A 14,841-nucleotide genomic window follows, 5' to 3' on the forward strand; every position below is an offset into this window, starting at 1 on the left:
AGAGTGATACTCATGCAAGTACTCGCAAAGGAAAATATTAAACTCAATCAAACGGTATCATCAAAAGAAGAGGCCATCAAATTGGCAGGCCAGACGCTGATTGACAACGGCTACGTGACAGAGGATTACATTAGCAAAATGTTTGAACGTGAAGAAACGTCTTCTACGTTTATGGGGAATTTCATTGCCATTCCACACGGCACAGAAGAAGCGAAAAGCGAGGTGCTTCACTCTGGGATTTCAATCATACAGATTCCAGAGGGCGTTGAGTACGGAGAAGGCAACACGGCAAAAGTGGTATTCGGCATTGCGGGTAAAAATAATGAGCATTTAGACATTTTGTCTAATATCGCCATTATCTGTTCAGAAGAAGAAAACATTGAACGCCTGATCTCCGCTAAAAGCGAAGAAGATTTGATCGCCATTTTCAACGAGGTGAACTGACATGATCGCCTTACATTTCGGTGCGGGAAATATCGGGAGAGGGTTTATCGGCGCGCTGCTTCACCACTCCGGCTATGATGTGGTGTTTGCAGATGTGAACGACACGATGGTCAGTCTCCTCAATGAAAAAAAAGAATACACAGTGGAACTGGCGGAAGAGGGACGTTCATCAGAGGTCATTGGCCCGGTCAGCGCGATTAACAGCGGCAGTCAGCCCGAGGAGCTGTACCGGCTGATGAATGAGGCGGCGCTCATCACAACAGCTGTCGGCCCGAACGTGCTGAAGCTGATTGCTCCGTCTATCGCAGAAGGATTAAGACGGAGAAACGCTGGAAACACACTGAATATCATTGCCTGCGAAAATATGATTGGCGGAAGCAGCTTCTTAAAGAAAGAGATATACAGCCATTTAACGGAAGCAGAGCAGAAATCCATCAGTGAAACGGTAGGTTTTCCGAATTCTGCCGTTGACCGGATCGTGCCGATTCAACATCATGAAGACCCGCTGAAAGTATCAGTTGAACCATTTTTCGAATGGGTCATTGATGAATCAGGCTTTAAAGGGAAAACACCAGTCATAAACGGCGCACTGTTTGTTGATGATTTAACGCCGTACATCGAACGGAAGCTGTTTACGGTCAATACCGGACACGCGGTGACAGCGTATGTCGGCTATCAGCGCGGACTCAAGACGGTCAAAGAAGCAATCGATCATCCGGAAATCCGCCGTGTCGTTCATTCGGCGCTGCTTGAAACTGGTGACTATCTCGTCAAATCGTATGGCTTTAAGCAAACTGAACACGAACAATATATCAAAAAAATCATCGGTCGCTTTGAAAATCCTTTCATTTCGGACGATGTGACCCGCGTAGCGAGGTCACCTCTCAGAAAACTGGGAGAAAATGATAGGCTTGTAGGCCCGGCAAAGAAAATAAAAGAACCGAATGCACTGGCGGAAGGAATTGCCGCAGCACTGCGCTTCGATTTCACCGGTGACCCTGAAGCGGTTGAACTGCAAGCGCTGATCGAAGAAAAAGGATACAGCGGCGTACTTCAAGAGGTGTGCGGCATTCAGTCCCATGAACCGTTGCACGCCATCATTTTAAAGAAACTTAATCAATAACCGATCACCCGTGACACAATGTCACGGGCTTTTTTTACTATCTCGCAATCTAGTATAATAGAAAGCGCTTACGAAAACAGGGGAAGGAGAATGACAATGAAACAATTCGAGATTGCGGCAATACCGGGAGACGGTGTAGGAAAAGAGGTTGTAGCGGCTGCTGAGAAAGTGCTTCATACAGCGGCTGAGGTACACGGAGGTTTGTCATTCTCATTCACGGCTTTTCCATGGAGCTGTGATTATTACTTGGAGCACGGCAAAATGATGCCCGAAGATGGAATACATACGCTTACTCAATTTGAAGCGGTTTTTTTGGGAGCCGTCGGAAATCCGAAGCTGGTTCCCGATCATATATCGTTATGGGGACTGCTACTGAAAATCCGGAGGGAGCTTGAGCTTTCCATTAATATGAGACCCGCCAAACAAATGGCAGGCATTACGTCGCCGCTTCTGCATCCAAATGATTTTGACTTCGTGGTGATTCGCGAGAACAGTGAAGGTGAATACAGTGAAGTCGGCGGGCGCATTCACAGAGGCGATGATGAAATCGCCATCCAGAATGCCGTGTTTACGAGAAAAGCGACAGAACGTGTCATGCGCTTTGCCTTCGAATTGGCGAAAAAACGGCGCAGCCATGTGACAAGCGCCACAAAGTCTAACGGCATTTATCACGCGATGCCGTTTTGGGATGAAGTCTTTCAGCAGACAGCCGCTGATTATAGCGGAATCGAAACATCATCTCAGCATATTGATGCGCTGGCCGCTTTTTTTGTGACGCGTCCGGAAACGTTTGATGTCATTGTGGCGAGCAACTTGTTCGGTGATATTTTAACCGACATCAGCTCAAGCCTGATGGGAAGCATCGGCATTGCGCCTTCTGCGAACATCAATCCATCCGGCAAATATCCGTCCATGTTTGAACCGGTTCACGGCTCAGCTCCTGACATTGCCGGACAGGGCCTTGCCAATCCGATTGGCCAGATTTGGACAGCGAAGCTGATGCTCGACCACTTCGGAGAGGAAGAGCTGGGGGCGAAAATTCTGGATGTAATGGAGCAAGTGACTGCCGACGGCATCAAAACACGCGACATTGGGGGACAAAGCACAACGGCTGAGGTCACTGATGAAATCTGTTCGCGCTTAAGAAAGCTCTGATGAATCAGGCCGGGGCAGATGGCTGCCCGGGCCTGTCCATTTCCTTACGAAAATTTCCACGAAAGTCTAACCAAGCAGATCCAAATGCTGTATAATAATTTGGAATTCTTAGGAAAGCATCGGGTGAAGGAAGTTGAATGCAAAAACAATCACGTTAAAGAAAAAAAGAAAAATCAAAACGATCGTTGTACTCAGTATCATTATGATCGCAGCTCTCATTTTTACGATCAGATTGGTGTTTTACAAGCCTTTTCTTATTGAAGGATCATCAATGGCCCCAACGCTTAAAGACTCAGAAAGAATACTGGTTGATAAAGCAGTCAAATGGACTGGCGGGTTTCACAGAGGCGACATCATAGTCATTCATGACAAAAAGAGCGGCCGCTCATTTGTCAAACGTTTAATCGGTTTGCCTGGTGACAGCATTAAAATGAAAAATGATCAGCTATACATAAATGATAAAAAGGTGGAAGAACCATACTTAAAGGAATATAAACAGGAGGTCAAAGAGTCGGGTGTAACCTTAACGGGTGACTTCGAGGTTGAGGTTCCTACCGGTAAATATTTTGTGATGGGAGATAACCGTCTCAATTCACTGGATAGCAGAAACGGAATGGGCATGCCTTCTGAGGACGATATCATCGGTACTGAATCTCTCGTCTTTTATCCATTCGGTGAGATGAGACAGGCAAAATAAAACTCAGTGCAACAAAGAACATGGGACGTAAGGAACCAAAACACGCGATAATAAAGCACTGTAAGCGATTAAAAAATTTCTGATGAAACAGGGCGGAGCCTTTTTTCCGCCCCGTTTTTTATGATAGAGAGCGTTTTGAAGAAAAGGGCCCTGTTGAAATAAACAGAATCAGGATTGGCGAAGCCGTGAAGCGCATCGAATTGATAAATCTCAAGATGGGTATGCTGTTTTTCCCGCAGTTTTTTGATAAGAAGCGCTACGTCAAACGACGGCTCATAATTAGAGAAAAACAATAGGACCGGGCAGGCTGGCACGTGATGAAGAGAGTCGCGTATCCGGGAACCGTAATAACAAACCGATCCGCTCACCTCAGGCATACTGCTGCATTTCCATGCGATAGTAGCCCCCACGCTGAATCCAATCACAAAGATGTGCCGTCCGGCGTTTTGTCTGATCAAATTCTGGATGATGGTTTCTCCCGTTTTCAGCCGTTCGTGTTTTGTAAATTGTTCGTATGCCGTTTTTTCTTCTTGCAGTGTGTAGACTTCATCCTCGCCGAGCAGGTTGGGCGTCAACACATCATATCCAGCCATTTTGATCAGCCGGCCCATCTTTTTCATATGGCTGTTTACACCGTATATTTCGTGTACGAGAATGACAAGCGGTTTTGGGGACATAACGGCCTCCTTTTGTGTTTTTTCCATTATATCCTATCGTTTCACTTTAGGCTGAGATATAATGGTCAAAAAAAGGAGATATAAAATGAACTCATTATCTTTGCCTCACCGCTATCCATTTTTGTTTATTGATGGCGTGACGGACAGCGAGCCCGGCAAACATGCGGCAGCTTATAAGCTGATTAGTGAGAACGATTGGTTTATTACTGATACGCAAACAGAAATGCCGTTTTCACTTGTGATTGAAGCGCTTGCGCAAACCGCGGCTTTTACAGGAATTACAGATGAGAACAGCTTGGGATTATTGTCTTCGGTGAAGAAAGCGGAAAAGCTGGGAGAAGCTGTGCCTGGTGACCGGCTTGATCTTACGTTTGAAGTCCAGCGCAATCGGCGCGGGTTTGTGTTCGGACATGCCAAGGCGTCAGTTGGAGAGCAGCCTGTTGCTGAAGCTGAAATCGGCATCTATATTGAAAAATGAAAAAAACCCTTCACAACATTTTGTGAGGGGTTCTATTTTGTGTCGTAATCCCGTTCGCTTTGAGAGTTATCTCTTTGCTGGCGTTTGTGTTTTTCATCATTCATATTTTCCTTCAGCTCTTCATTAGGAATCGGATCGGTTAAGTCGTTGTGCTCGGGGTTTTCATTTGGTTTGTTTTGCTGTTTTTTTTCTGTCATGTTTGATCACCTCACCGTTTGTTTTCCTCTTATCCATTCTCCTCAAACATAGGAAATCGCTTTTTTGTCCCGCTGGGTATAATGTATTAGAATATAGAGAAGCACAACAAAAAGATAAAGAGAGGTACATATATGTCTGTTCAAAGAGAAGATGTAGATATCAAGCTGATCGCAATTGATATGGATGGTACACTGCTGAACGACGAGCAGCTGATCTCGGATGAAAACCGCAAAGCCATTCGTGAAGCGGAGGATAAAGGTGTGTATGTGGTGATCAGCACGGGCCGGACGCTGATGACGTGCCGGGAGCTGGCGGAATCGCTAAAGCTGTCATCCTTTCTAATCACGGCAAACGGCAGTGAAATTTGGGATTCGAATTTTAATTTGGTGGAACGGAAGCTGCTTCATACGGACCATATTCAAATGATGTGGGATTTGCGGAATAAGCACAACACTAATTTCTGGGCTTCTACGGTGAATAAAGTATGGAGAGGCGAGTTTCCGGAAAACATTACGGATCATGAATGGCTCAAATTCGGCTTTGACATTGAGGATGACGATATCCGAAACGAAGTGCTTGAGGAGCTGAGAAAAAACAAAGAGCTCGAAATCACAAATTCAAGTCCGACAAACATTGAAGTCAACGCGCTTGGCATCAACAAAGCTGCAGCCCTTGCCAAGGTTACGGAAAAACTCGGCTTTACAATGGAGAATGTGATGGCGATGGGCGACAGCCTTAATGACATTGCGATGATCAAAGAAGCGGGTCTTGGCGTCGCAATGGGCAATGCGCAAGACATCGTAAAAGAAACGGCTGATTATATCACGGATACAAATATTGAGGATGGTGTCGCTAAAGCGATTCGCCATTGGGTACTATAAAAAAAGAGAGTCCTAAGATGGACTCTCTTTTTTAGTTTGGCAGGTTTTCTTCTGGGACCATGGTAGGTTTTCTGACAAAAGTATTTCACAAACTGATATGATTCACTTATAATGAAATAAAGTTCAAAAATTCGGAATAGTCGTTCCGAATTTCGGGACAATAAATGACATAAAGCATATCGTTTGCTTTGGCAGGAGGGATTCTGTGTTTCAGATTGATTTAAACTGTGATTTAGGAGAAAGCTTCGGATCCTACAAGATAGGTCTTGACCAAGATATTTTAGAGTATGTGACATCAGCGAATATCGCATGCGGATTTCATGCAGGAGATCCTAGTGTTATGCGAAAAACCGTCGCGCTTGCAGCGGAAAAAGGCGTAAAAATCGGTGCGCATCCGGGCTTGCCGGATTTACTCGGTTTTGGGCGCCGCAATATGGCGATTTCTCCTGAGGAAGCGTATGATCTTGTCGTTTATCAAATTGGCGCGCTCTCTGGCTTTCTAAAAGCAGAGGGACTTCACATGCAGCACGTCAAGCCGCATGGCGCTTTATACAATATGGCGGCAGTCGATCAAAAACTGTCGGATGCTATCGCGAAAGCTGTCTATAAGATTGATCCAGGCCTGATTCTTTTCGGTCTTGCTGAGAGTGAGCTTGTAAAAGCGGGAGAACGGATCGGACTTCAGACCGCAAATGAAGTGTTCGCCGACAGAACATACCAATCGGACGGCACGCTGACACCGCGCTCCCAGCCGGACGCACTCATTGAAAGTGATGATGCCGCCGTCACCCAGGTCATCAAAATGGTGAAAGAAGGGGCGGTCAAATCTCAGCAAGGACATGATGTGTCATTAAAAGCAGATACAGTCTGCATTCATGGAGATGGAGCCCATGCGCTGAGATTTGCGCAAAAAATCAGAAAACAGCTCAAAGCGGCTGGAATTGAAGTGACAGCTATTTCAGAACAGAAGTCAACATAAAGGAGGAACAATAGATGGAGCAGCAGAAAAAGACAGCAGGAAAAAAAGCGGGCAGCTGGTCATTGCTGATGGGCGCCGCCTTTTTAATGGCGACATCAGCAATCGGACCGGGTTTCCTCACCCAAACCGCAACATTCACAAACACACTCGCAGCAAGCTTCGGTTTTGTCATCTTAATCTCTATTATTTTAGATATTTTCGCCCAAACCAATGTGTGGCGCATCATCGCAGTTTCTGGAAAACGAGGTCAGGAAATTGCGAATATGGTGCTTCCCGGACTGGGGTATTTCATCGCCATTCTCGTCGTGCTTGGCGGACTAGCTTTTAATATTGGGAATATCGGAGGGGCCGGGCTGGGACTTCAGGTGCTGTTCGGCATTACACCTGAAACAGGCGCTTTAATCAGTGCCGTTATCGCCATTTTGATTTTTGTCATCAAGGAAGCAGGAAAAGCGATGGACCGTTTTACGCAAATCGCGGGGTTCGTGATGATTATTTTAACGGTCTACGTTGCGGCGACGACAGCTCCTCCGGTCGGACAGGCAGTCGCAAATACATTCGTCCCGGAACACATCAGCATATTTGCCATTGTCACCCTAGTGGGCGGAACCGTCGGCGGTTATATCACATTTGCCGGGGGACACCGTTTGCTTGATGCCGGAATTAAAGGGAAGGAATCCATTCCGCAGGTGACAAAAAGCTCGGTTGTCGGCATTTTAATTACATCTGTCATGCGTATCGCTCTTTTTCTTGCGGTTCTAGGCGTTGTATCGAAAGGCCTGCACATCGATGAAAGCAACCCGGCGGCTTCTGTCTTCAAGCTGGCTGCTGGAAATGTCGGTTATAAAATTTTCGGATTGATCATGTGGTCTGCGGCGATTACGTCTGTTATTGGAGCAGCCTATACATCTGTTTCATTTTTCAAAACCTTTTCTCCAAAAATTGAAAAGAATTCACGCGGTATTATTATCGGATTTATTGTGGTTTCTACGTTAGCTTTTGTCACAATCGGCCAGCCTGCGAAGATCCTCGTCCTTGTCGGTTCACTGAACGGCTTAATTCTGCCGATTGCGCTCGGAACGCTGCTTGTTGCCGCCTATAAGAAAAACATTGTCGGTGATTATAAGCATCCGCTTTGGCTGACAAGCACAGGCGCGCTTGTAGTGATTGTAATGGCAGTTATGGGAATCTACACGTTATGTACACAACTTCCTCAATTGTGGAGCTGATATAAGTGGAGCAATTAAACAAAATGGCGCCAAAGGATGTACGCGCCCTGATACGAGAGGGGAAAATAAACGGGCCGACCGCAGGCATGTCCGGCGGCTACGCCCAAGCGAATCTTGTGGTTTTGAAAAAGGACCTTGCTTTTGATTTTCTGCTGTTTTGCCAGCGAAATCAAAAGCCCTGCCCCGTGCTGGATGTGACTGAAGCAGGTTCGCCTGTGCCGTCTCTGGCTGCGCCTGATGCTGATATCAGAACGGACTTTCCGAAATACCGTATTTACAGGCACGGTATCTTATCGGAAGAAGTATCTGATATTACGCCATACTGGGAGGACGATTTTGTCGGCTTTCTGATCGGATGCAGTTTCTCCTTTGAACAGGCACTGATCAATAATGGGATAGCTGTCCGGCATATTGATGAGGGGACAAACGTCTCGATGTATAAAACGAATATCGATTGTGTTCCGGCGGGGGCGTTTCACGGACAGATGGTTGTCAGCATGAGGCCGGTTCCTGAACGGCTGGCTGTACGTGCCGCGCAAGTGACCTCGCGTTTTCCGGCTGTGCACGGAGGGCCGATCCATATCGGCAATCCGGGAGCAATCGGGATTCGCGATCTCAGGAAACCGGATTTCGGAGATGCCGTTTCCATTCGTGACGGCGAGGTTCCTGTTTTTTGGGCATGCGGGGTGACCCCGCAAGCCGTGGCTATGAATGTAAAGCCTGAAATGGTCATCACACATGCGCCGGGGCATATGCTCATCACAGATATTCGAGACGAGTCGCTTGCGGTGCTGTAACCTCTCGTCATCCTGATGAACGAGAAATAAAAGAGGTGAGAAAGATGACTGTACGATATCAAATCGAACAGCTCGGTGATTCTGCAATGATGATCCGATTCGGAGAAGAAATCAACGAACAGGTCAACGGCATTGTCCATGCCGCGGCCGCTTATATAGAAGAACAGCCATTTCCGGGATTCATTGAATGTATCCCGGCTTTTACAAGTCTAACCGTATTTTATGATATGTATGAAGTGTACAAGCATTTGCCTCAAGGCATAAGCTCACCTTTTGAGAAGGTCAAGCGCGATGTCGAAGAGCGGCTGGTAGAAATAGCCGAAGACTATGAGGTCAACCGCCGTATTGTAGAAATTCCCGTTTGCTATGGCGGTGAATTCGGTCCGGATTTAGAAGAGGTGGCGAAGATCAATCAACTGTCACCGGAGGAAGTAATCGACATTCATACAAACGGGGAATATGTGGTGTATATGCTTGGCTTCGCGCCCGGTTTTCCTTTTCTAGGCGGGATGTCAAAACGCATTGCAGCTCCGAGAAAATCATCGCCAAGACCGTCGATTCCCGCAGGTTCGGTCGGTATTGCGGGATTGCAGACAGGCGTTTATCCGATTTCAACGCCGGGCGGCTGGCAGCTGATCGGCAAAACGCCGCTCGCTCTTTTCCGGCCGCAGGAAAACCCGCCGACATTGCTGCGGGCGGGAGATATTGTGAAATTCGTTCGCATCTCAGAAAAAGACTATCACGCCTATAAGGAGGAGTCCAATTGAGCATGAAAGTATTAAAGCCCGGACTGCTCACAACGGTTCAGGATATAGGCAGAACGGGTTACCAAAAATACGGCGTTCTGGCCAGCGGCGCTATGGATACGGTTTCACTGCGCATTGCCAATCTGTTGATAGGAAACGGCGAAAATGAAGCAGGTCTCGAAATAACGATGATGGGGCCCGGTCCGTCGTTTCATTTTTCAAAACAGACACTGATTGCTGTGACAGGGGCGGACTTCACGCTGCGTATTAATGACGAGGAAGCGCCTTTATGGAAGCCTGTGCTCATCAAGGAAAACAGCACGGTCAGCTTTGGCCCCTGCAAACTCGGCAGCCGTGCTTATTTGGCGGCAGCCGGCGGCATTGAGGTGCCTGCCGTCATGGAAAGTAAAAGCACATACGTCAGAGGAAACATCGGCGGACTTCATGGCAGAGCGCTTCAAAAAGAAGATGAACTGAACATTGGAGAGATGTCAGCTCTTTCGCAAACCATCCTTTCCCGCTTAAGTTCGCAGCTTGGAAATCAGGGATTTGCAGCACCGAAGTGGTCAGTCAGCCGCGGCAGATTTCTGCCATTGAAGAAGAATCCCGTCATTCGGGTGCTGGAAGGAAAGCAATTTGCCTTTTTCACAGAAGAATCAAAAACGCGTTTTTATGAAGAAGCATTTCGTGTCACACCGCAGTCCGACCGTATGGGCTACAGGCTCAAAGGAGAACCGCTCGAACTGAAGGCCCCGCTTGAGATGGTGTCGGAAGCGGTTTCATTCGGAACAGTTCAGGTGCCGCCTGACGGCAACCCGATTATCCTGCTTGCAGACCGGCAGACGACTGGCGGCTATCCGAGGATCGCGCACATCATATCCGCTGATCTTCCGATTGTTTCCCAAATCATGCCGGGCGAGCACGTTCAGTTTGAGCCTGTGTCCCTTCAGGAGGCAGAAGCGCTTGCGGTAGAACGGGAACAGCATATAAAAGAACTGAAAACGAGAATGAAGATGGAATGGCTGACATAGCAAAGGGGATGAATGATGCAGAATAAAAATAAAACCGTAGTCAAATCTATGGCGCTGCTTAATTTGTTTTTGCATAAACCAAGCCTAACCTTAAGTGAACTGGTGTCGCTGACGGGAATGCCGAAGACCTCTGTTCACCGGATGGTCAGCTCCTTGGAGGAAATGGGGTTCCTCAGTCGGGATGCGTCCGGCGCTTATTCGCTGGGATTGGTGTTTTTGGAATTCGGACAGCTTGTCGCTGACAGGCTGGATATCAGAAAAATAGCGAAACCGGTGATGGAAGAGCTGTGCCGGGAAGTGGATGAGGCCGTGCAGTTGATCATGAGGGACGGCAATGAAGCGATATACGTTGAGAAAATAGAAGGGACACAGACTGTGCGGCTGTATACAGCGATCGGCAGGCGTTCTCCCCTATACGCGGGAGCGTGCGCCAGAAGCATTCTGTCCTTTCTTCCCCGTGAAGAAATCGAAGCATACATCAAACAAACCGAGCTCATTTCGATTGGCTCCGGAACGATTACCGATCCCGAAAAACTGCTTCAGGAGATTGATGCCTCTGTGCAAAATGGCTATACTGTCAGCTATTCAGAGCTCGAAAACTATACGGCGGCGATCGGCGCCCCGATCTTTAACCATGAGCGCCAGGTGGCAGCCGGCATTAGCATTGCAGGCTTTGAAGCGAGATTTACAGAAGACAGGCTGCCCTATTTAACAGAAAAGGTGAAGGACGCCGCTTTACAGATTTCAAGAAAAATAGGATATACATAAGTAGCCAATCTTTTCTCTGCTGCGTACATTAACGTATCGACGTTCAAGAGTGGAGGAAAGAACATGGTGCTTCGATATACAGCTCTGGGCGATTCCTTGACGACAGGGAGAGGCTCCGGGCTGTTTTCACCCGGCTTCGTCCAGCGTTTTGGGGACATGATGGAAGCTGACTTGAAAACAAGAACGGCAATAAACATATTTGCCAGATCAGGCCTGAATACAGAAGAGATTTTGGGACTCCTGTCAAATCCCTATGTGCAAAAATGCATTCGAGATGCTGATATGATAACGATCACAGGGTGCGGAAACGATCTCATCGATTCGGTCTTAGCCTACCAAACCTCTAAGGATGAAACGATTTTCAGCCGTGTATCCGCCCATTGCCATGAGAATTTTGAAAAGATGATTGCCAAAATCGCCGAGATTAAAGGAGAAAAACCTTCCCCGTACGCCATCCGAGTGTTCAACTTATACAATCCGTTTCCCGGCATTGAAATCGCCGGCAAATGGATCACATCCTTTAATTCACATTTAGAAACACTTGCATCAGCACCCCATGTCAAAATCGCGGATGCCTATAGCATCTTCAAAGGCAAGGAGCGGGAATATCTGTCCTTTGACGGTGTCCATCCGAACTGCAAAGGCTATCAAGCGATGGCTGAAGCCGTTCACAAGCTAGGCTATAAAGAACTATCAGTTTCATAAAAAACGCGCCTCATGACAGGCGCGTTTTTTATGTGTGATCGAAATATTAAAAGAAACTTAAAATTCTCTGTCTTCTGTTCTACAGACAAACAAAGTGCGCTAGAATAATGGAGGACGTAGGCAAATATAGCCATAACGTTCAATATTTCGTATATAAGGAAGGATGGTCCTTTTGTTTCGGATTTTTAAAATGTCTTTTGCGGTTATCATTATTATACTGGCGCTTATTGCTTTTAACTATACGGAACACACCTCTGTTATCCAATCGGTCATGCTCGTCTTTCTTGGCGCGGTCATGTTTATGCAGGGGCTTGAAGAACGCAAAAAAGAAAATGACGGCTCAGGCGCTTTTAATATTTATACCGCCGTTTTTGTATGGTCTGTCTCCCTTATCGGTTTTACACTTCATATTATATAAATCTATTACACATCCTGAAAATGCTCGACCGTCGGGAACGGGGTATAGAATCGATGAAGCAAGGCTTTCCACTCTTGATACTCTGAAGAACCGCGAAAGCCTTCCGTATGGTTCTCAAGTGTTTCCCACTCCACAAGAAGCAGATATTTATGCGTTTCCTCCATGCATTTTGATAACGAGTGAGTGATATAGCCCTTCATGCCGGAAATAATCGGCGCCGCTTGCCGGAATGCATCCTCAAACTCTTGTTCAAGGCCTTCTTTAATGTGAAGCATTGCTGCCTCTCTGACCATGCTATCCCTTCTTTCTGTCTTTTCAAATAGTCTACAGCAAACGATAGGAGATTTCTGCAAAATCGGTGAACTTTTCCTTCATTTTCAAAAAAATCTTGCACGCACCAATTCAATTAAGAGAAAATAACAAGTGGAAGGCAGGGGAAAGTCATGTTAAAAAAGTGTATTCTACTAGTATTTCTATGCGTCGGATTGATTGGGTTAATCGGATGCTCCAAAACAGATTCACCACAGGATCGCATGGAAGCATTCGTGAAACAGTGGAACGATCAGCAATTCGATGACATGTATCAAAGCCTGACTAAAGATGTCAAAAAAGAAATCTCCAAAAAAGATTTCGTCAACAGGTATAAAGCCATCTATGAGCAGGCCGGCGTAAAAAATTTGAAAGTCACTGCGGGAGAAGTAGATAAGGACGATCAAGACAACAAGACAATGAAACATATCCCGTATAAAGTCAGCATGAACACAAATGCCGGCAAAGTCAGCTTCAAGAATACTGCTGTGCTGAAATTAGAAAAAACAGATGACGAGGAGTCATGGAATATAGATTGGGACCCATCGTTTATTTTCAAGCAGCTGGCTGACGACAAAACCGTGCAAATTATGAGCATTGAACCGAAACGAGGCCAAATTTACGATAAAAATGGAAAAGGTTTAGCTGTCAATACAGATGTTCCGGAAATTGGAATTGTTCCCGGAGAGCTTGGCGATAAAAAAGAGAAAGTTATAAAAGAACTCGCCAAAAAACTTGATTTGACTGAAGACGACATCAAGAAAAAGCTGGATCAAGGCTGGGTAAAAGACGATTCGTTTGTGCCGCTCAAAAAGGTCAAGCCTGACCAGGAGAAGTTAGTTTCAGAAGCGACGTCATTACAAGGCGTAACAAGAACGAATGTCAGCTCCCGCTACTATCCGTATGGCGAAAAGACAGCCCATTTAACAGGCTATGTCCGCGCCATTACAGCGGAAGAACTGAAGAAAAAGAAAGAAGGAACGTACAGCGATACGTCTAACATCGGTATCGCCGGACTTGAAAATGTGTATGAAGACAAGCTAAGAGGCACAACTGGCTGGAAAATCTACGTGCCGCAAACCGGGGAAGTCATCGCTGAAAAGAAAGCAAAGGACGGCGAGGATCTTCACCTCACAATTGATATCAAAACGCAAACGAAGCTGTATGATGAACTGAAGGATGACAGCGGGGCGGCAGTCGCGCTGCAGCCGAAGACAGGCGAAACACTCGCCCTTGTCAGCGCGCCTTCCTACGATCCAAACGGATTTATTTTCGGCTGGAGCGATAAGGAATGGAAAAAGCTAAACAAAGATAAAAACAATCCGTTTTCAGCGAAATTCAATAAGACATACGCGCCAGGTTCTACCATTAAACCGATTGCGGCTGCTATTGGAATCAAAAACGGCGCCCTTAAAGCCGATGAGAAGAAAACAATCAAAGGCAAGGAGTGGCAAAAAGATTCGAGCTGGGGCGGCTATTCAGTGACACGTGTGTCTGAGAGACTTCAACAAGTCGATTTGGAAAACGCCCTTATTACGTCAGACAATATTTATTTTGCCCAGAATGCGCTTGATATGGGAGCGGACACCTTCACAAAAGGCTTGAAGACATTCGGTTTTTCAGAGGACGTTCCGTACGAATTCCCGATCCAGAAATCGTCTATTGCAAATGACAAGCTTGATTCAGACATTTTGCTTGCGGATACAGGCTACGGACAAGGGCAAATGCAAATGTCTCCGCTTCACTTGGCAACTGCTTACACGCCATTTGTTGACAATGGAGACCTTGTCAAACCGACGCTGATCAAAAAAGATTCACAAACAGCTGATGTTTGGCACAAGCAAGTGGTCACCAAGGAAGGAGCAGCAGACATTACAAAAGGTCTGAAAGGCGTTGTGGAAGATGAGCGCGGATCAGCGTATCAGCCTGTCGTGAAAGGAATCACAGTGGCCGGGAAAACAGGAACAGCCGAGCTGAAAACATCAAAAGATGATAAAGACGGCACGGAAAATGGCTGGTTTGTCGGCTACGATTACAAAAACAAAGACCTGCTTGTCGCCATGATGATCCAAAATGTGCAGGACCGCGGCGGCAGCCACTATGTCGTTGAGAAAGCGAAAAAGCAATTTCAATCGAATTAAAATGTCTTTTTAAAAGGAGCGAAAGGAAAAAGGGGATCTGAGGCCGAATGAACTAGTAAGGGGCA

The 14,841-nt window shown here is 46.5% G+C and carries 18 protein-coding genes; 15 read left to right on the forward strand and 3 right to left on the reverse strand.

Annotated features, from left to right (window positions below):
- The first annotated feature begins 12 nt into the window (after positions 1–12).
- The 4 genes from NYE20_RS02265 (at position 13) to lepB (ending at position 3,419) form a co-directional block, all read left to right on the forward strand.
- On the forward strand, positions 13–444 hold the full coding sequence (locus NYE20_RS02265) for a PTS sugar transporter subunit IIA (protein ID WP_003246714.1): 432 nt from the start codon (positions 13–15) through the stop codon (positions 442–444).
- A 1-nt stretch (position 445) separates the two neighbouring features.
- Entirely contained in the window at positions 446–1,567 is a 1,122-nt protein-coding gene (locus tag NYE20_RS02270) for a mannitol-1-phosphate 5-dehydrogenase (RefSeq protein WP_161621349.1), read from the forward strand.
- A gap of 90 nt (positions 1,568–1,657) precedes the next feature.
- Positions 1,658–2,722 (forward strand): tartrate dehydrogenase, encoded by a 1,065-nt coding sequence (locus NYE20_RS02275; protein ID WP_003234436.1) that lies wholly within the window; start codon positions 1,658–1,660, stop codon positions 2,720–2,722.
- A gap of 133 nt (positions 2,723–2,855) precedes the next feature.
- Positions 2,856–3,419, forward strand: coding sequence for a signal peptidase I (lepB, locus tag NYE20_RS02280; protein ID WP_046160062.1), 564 nt, complete (start codon positions 2,856–2,858; stop codon positions 3,417–3,419).
- 68 nt (positions 3,420–3,487) lie between these two features.
- Here the strand turns inward: lepB and NYE20_RS02285 are convergent, their stop codons facing one another.
- Positions 3,488–4,096 (reverse strand): dienelactone hydrolase family protein, encoded by a 609-nt coding sequence (locus NYE20_RS02285; protein WP_339184391.1) that lies wholly within the window; start codon positions 4,094–4,096, stop codon positions 3,488–3,490.
- 85 nt (positions 4,097–4,181) lie between these two features.
- Here NYE20_RS02285 and NYE20_RS02290 point away from each other — a divergent pair, with 85 nt between their 5' ends.
- Entirely contained in the window at positions 4,182–4,574 is a 393-nt protein-coding gene (locus NYE20_RS02290) for a 3-hydroxyacyl-ACP dehydratase FabZ family protein (protein ID WP_161621351.1), read from the forward strand.
- A 32-nt stretch (positions 4,575–4,606) separates the two neighbouring features.
- Here the strand turns inward: NYE20_RS02290 and NYE20_RS02295 are convergent, their stop codons facing one another.
- Positions 4,607–4,771: a hypothetical protein gene (locus NYE20_RS02295; protein WP_003234425.1), complete on the reverse strand. Its 165-nt coding sequence runs from the start codon at positions 4,769–4,771 to the stop codon at positions 4,607–4,609.
- A 132-nt stretch (positions 4,772–4,903) separates the two neighbouring features.
- Here NYE20_RS02295 and NYE20_RS02300 point away from each other — a divergent pair, with 132 nt between their 5' ends.
- From NYE20_RS02300 to NYE20_RS02340, 9 genes are all read left to right on the forward strand, one after another.
- Positions 4,904–5,653, forward strand: coding sequence for a phosphoglycolate phosphatase (locus NYE20_RS02300; RefSeq protein ID WP_003234424.1), 750 nt, complete (start codon positions 4,904–4,906; stop codon positions 5,651–5,653).
- Positions 5,654–5,858: 205 nt separating this feature from the next.
- Positions 5,859–6,632, forward strand: a complete 774-nt coding sequence (pxpA, locus tag NYE20_RS02305) for a 5-oxoprolinase subunit PpxA (RefSeq protein ID WP_103803491.1) — start codon at positions 5,859–5,861, stop codon at positions 6,630–6,632.
- Positions 6,633–6,646: 14 nt separating this feature from the next.
- Complete coding sequence (locus NYE20_RS02310) at positions 6,647–7,861, forward strand: NRAMP family divalent metal transporter (RefSeq protein WP_003234422.1); 1,215 nt, start codon at positions 6,647–6,649, stop codon at positions 7,859–7,861.
- Between the two features lie 23 nt (positions 7,862–7,884).
- The gene (locus NYE20_RS02315) at positions 7,885–8,658 is read left to right on the forward strand and encodes a putative hydro-lyase (protein WP_103803548.1); all 774 of its coding nucleotides are present in this window, start codon (positions 7,885–7,887) and stop codon (positions 8,656–8,658) included.
- Positions 8,659–8,702: 44 nt separating this feature from the next.
- Positions 8,703–9,425 (forward strand): 5-oxoprolinase subunit B, encoded by a 723-nt coding sequence (gene pxpB, locus NYE20_RS02320; RefSeq protein WP_087614299.1) that lies wholly within the window; start codon positions 8,703–8,705, stop codon positions 9,423–9,425.
- A 2-nt stretch (positions 9,426–9,427) separates the two neighbouring features.
- Positions 9,428–10,435 (forward strand): 5-oxoprolinase subunit PxpC, encoded by a 1,008-nt coding sequence (gene pxpC / locus NYE20_RS02325; protein ID WP_161621783.1) that lies wholly within the window; start codon positions 9,428–9,430, stop codon positions 10,433–10,435.
- 15 nt (positions 10,436–10,450) lie between these two features.
- Positions 10,451–11,203 (forward strand): IclR family transcriptional regulator, encoded by a 753-nt coding sequence (locus NYE20_RS02330; RefSeq protein ID WP_003246517.1) that lies wholly within the window; start codon positions 10,451–10,453, stop codon positions 11,201–11,203.
- A gap of 63 nt (positions 11,204–11,266) precedes the next feature.
- Positions 11,267–11,908 carry a spore germination lipase LipC gene (gene lipC, locus NYE20_RS02335; protein ID WP_103803490.1) on the forward strand — a complete coding sequence of 214 codons (642 nt, stop codon included), beginning with the start codon at positions 11,267–11,269 and terminating at the stop codon, positions 11,906–11,908.
- Between the two features lie 172 nt (positions 11,909–12,080).
- Positions 12,081–12,326 (forward strand): YczI family protein, encoded by a 246-nt coding sequence (locus tag NYE20_RS02340; RefSeq protein ID WP_003240256.1) that lies wholly within the window; start codon positions 12,081–12,083, stop codon positions 12,324–12,326.
- Positions 12,327–12,331: 5 nt separating this feature from the next.
- Here the strand turns inward: NYE20_RS02340 and NYE20_RS02345 are convergent, their stop codons facing one another.
- Positions 12,332–12,619, reverse strand: coding sequence for an antibiotic biosynthesis monooxygenase (locus tag NYE20_RS02345; RefSeq protein WP_014478859.1), 288 nt, complete (start codon positions 12,617–12,619; stop codon positions 12,332–12,334).
- Positions 12,620–12,769: 150 nt separating this feature from the next.
- Here NYE20_RS02345 and pbpC point away from each other — a divergent pair, with 150 nt between their 5' ends.
- Positions 12,770–14,776 carry a penicillin-binding protein 3 gene (gene pbpC / locus NYE20_RS02350; protein WP_103803489.1) on the forward strand — a complete coding sequence of 669 codons (2,007 nt, stop codon included), beginning with the start codon at positions 12,770–12,772 and terminating at the stop codon, positions 14,774–14,776.
- Positions 14,777–14,841: the final 65 nt, after the last annotated feature.

The sequence above is a fragment of the Bacillus sp. FSL R5-0416 genome (genome assembly GCF_037975425.1).
GTDB lineage: Bacteria > Bacillota > Bacilli > Bacillales > Bacillaceae > Bacillus > Bacillus subtilis.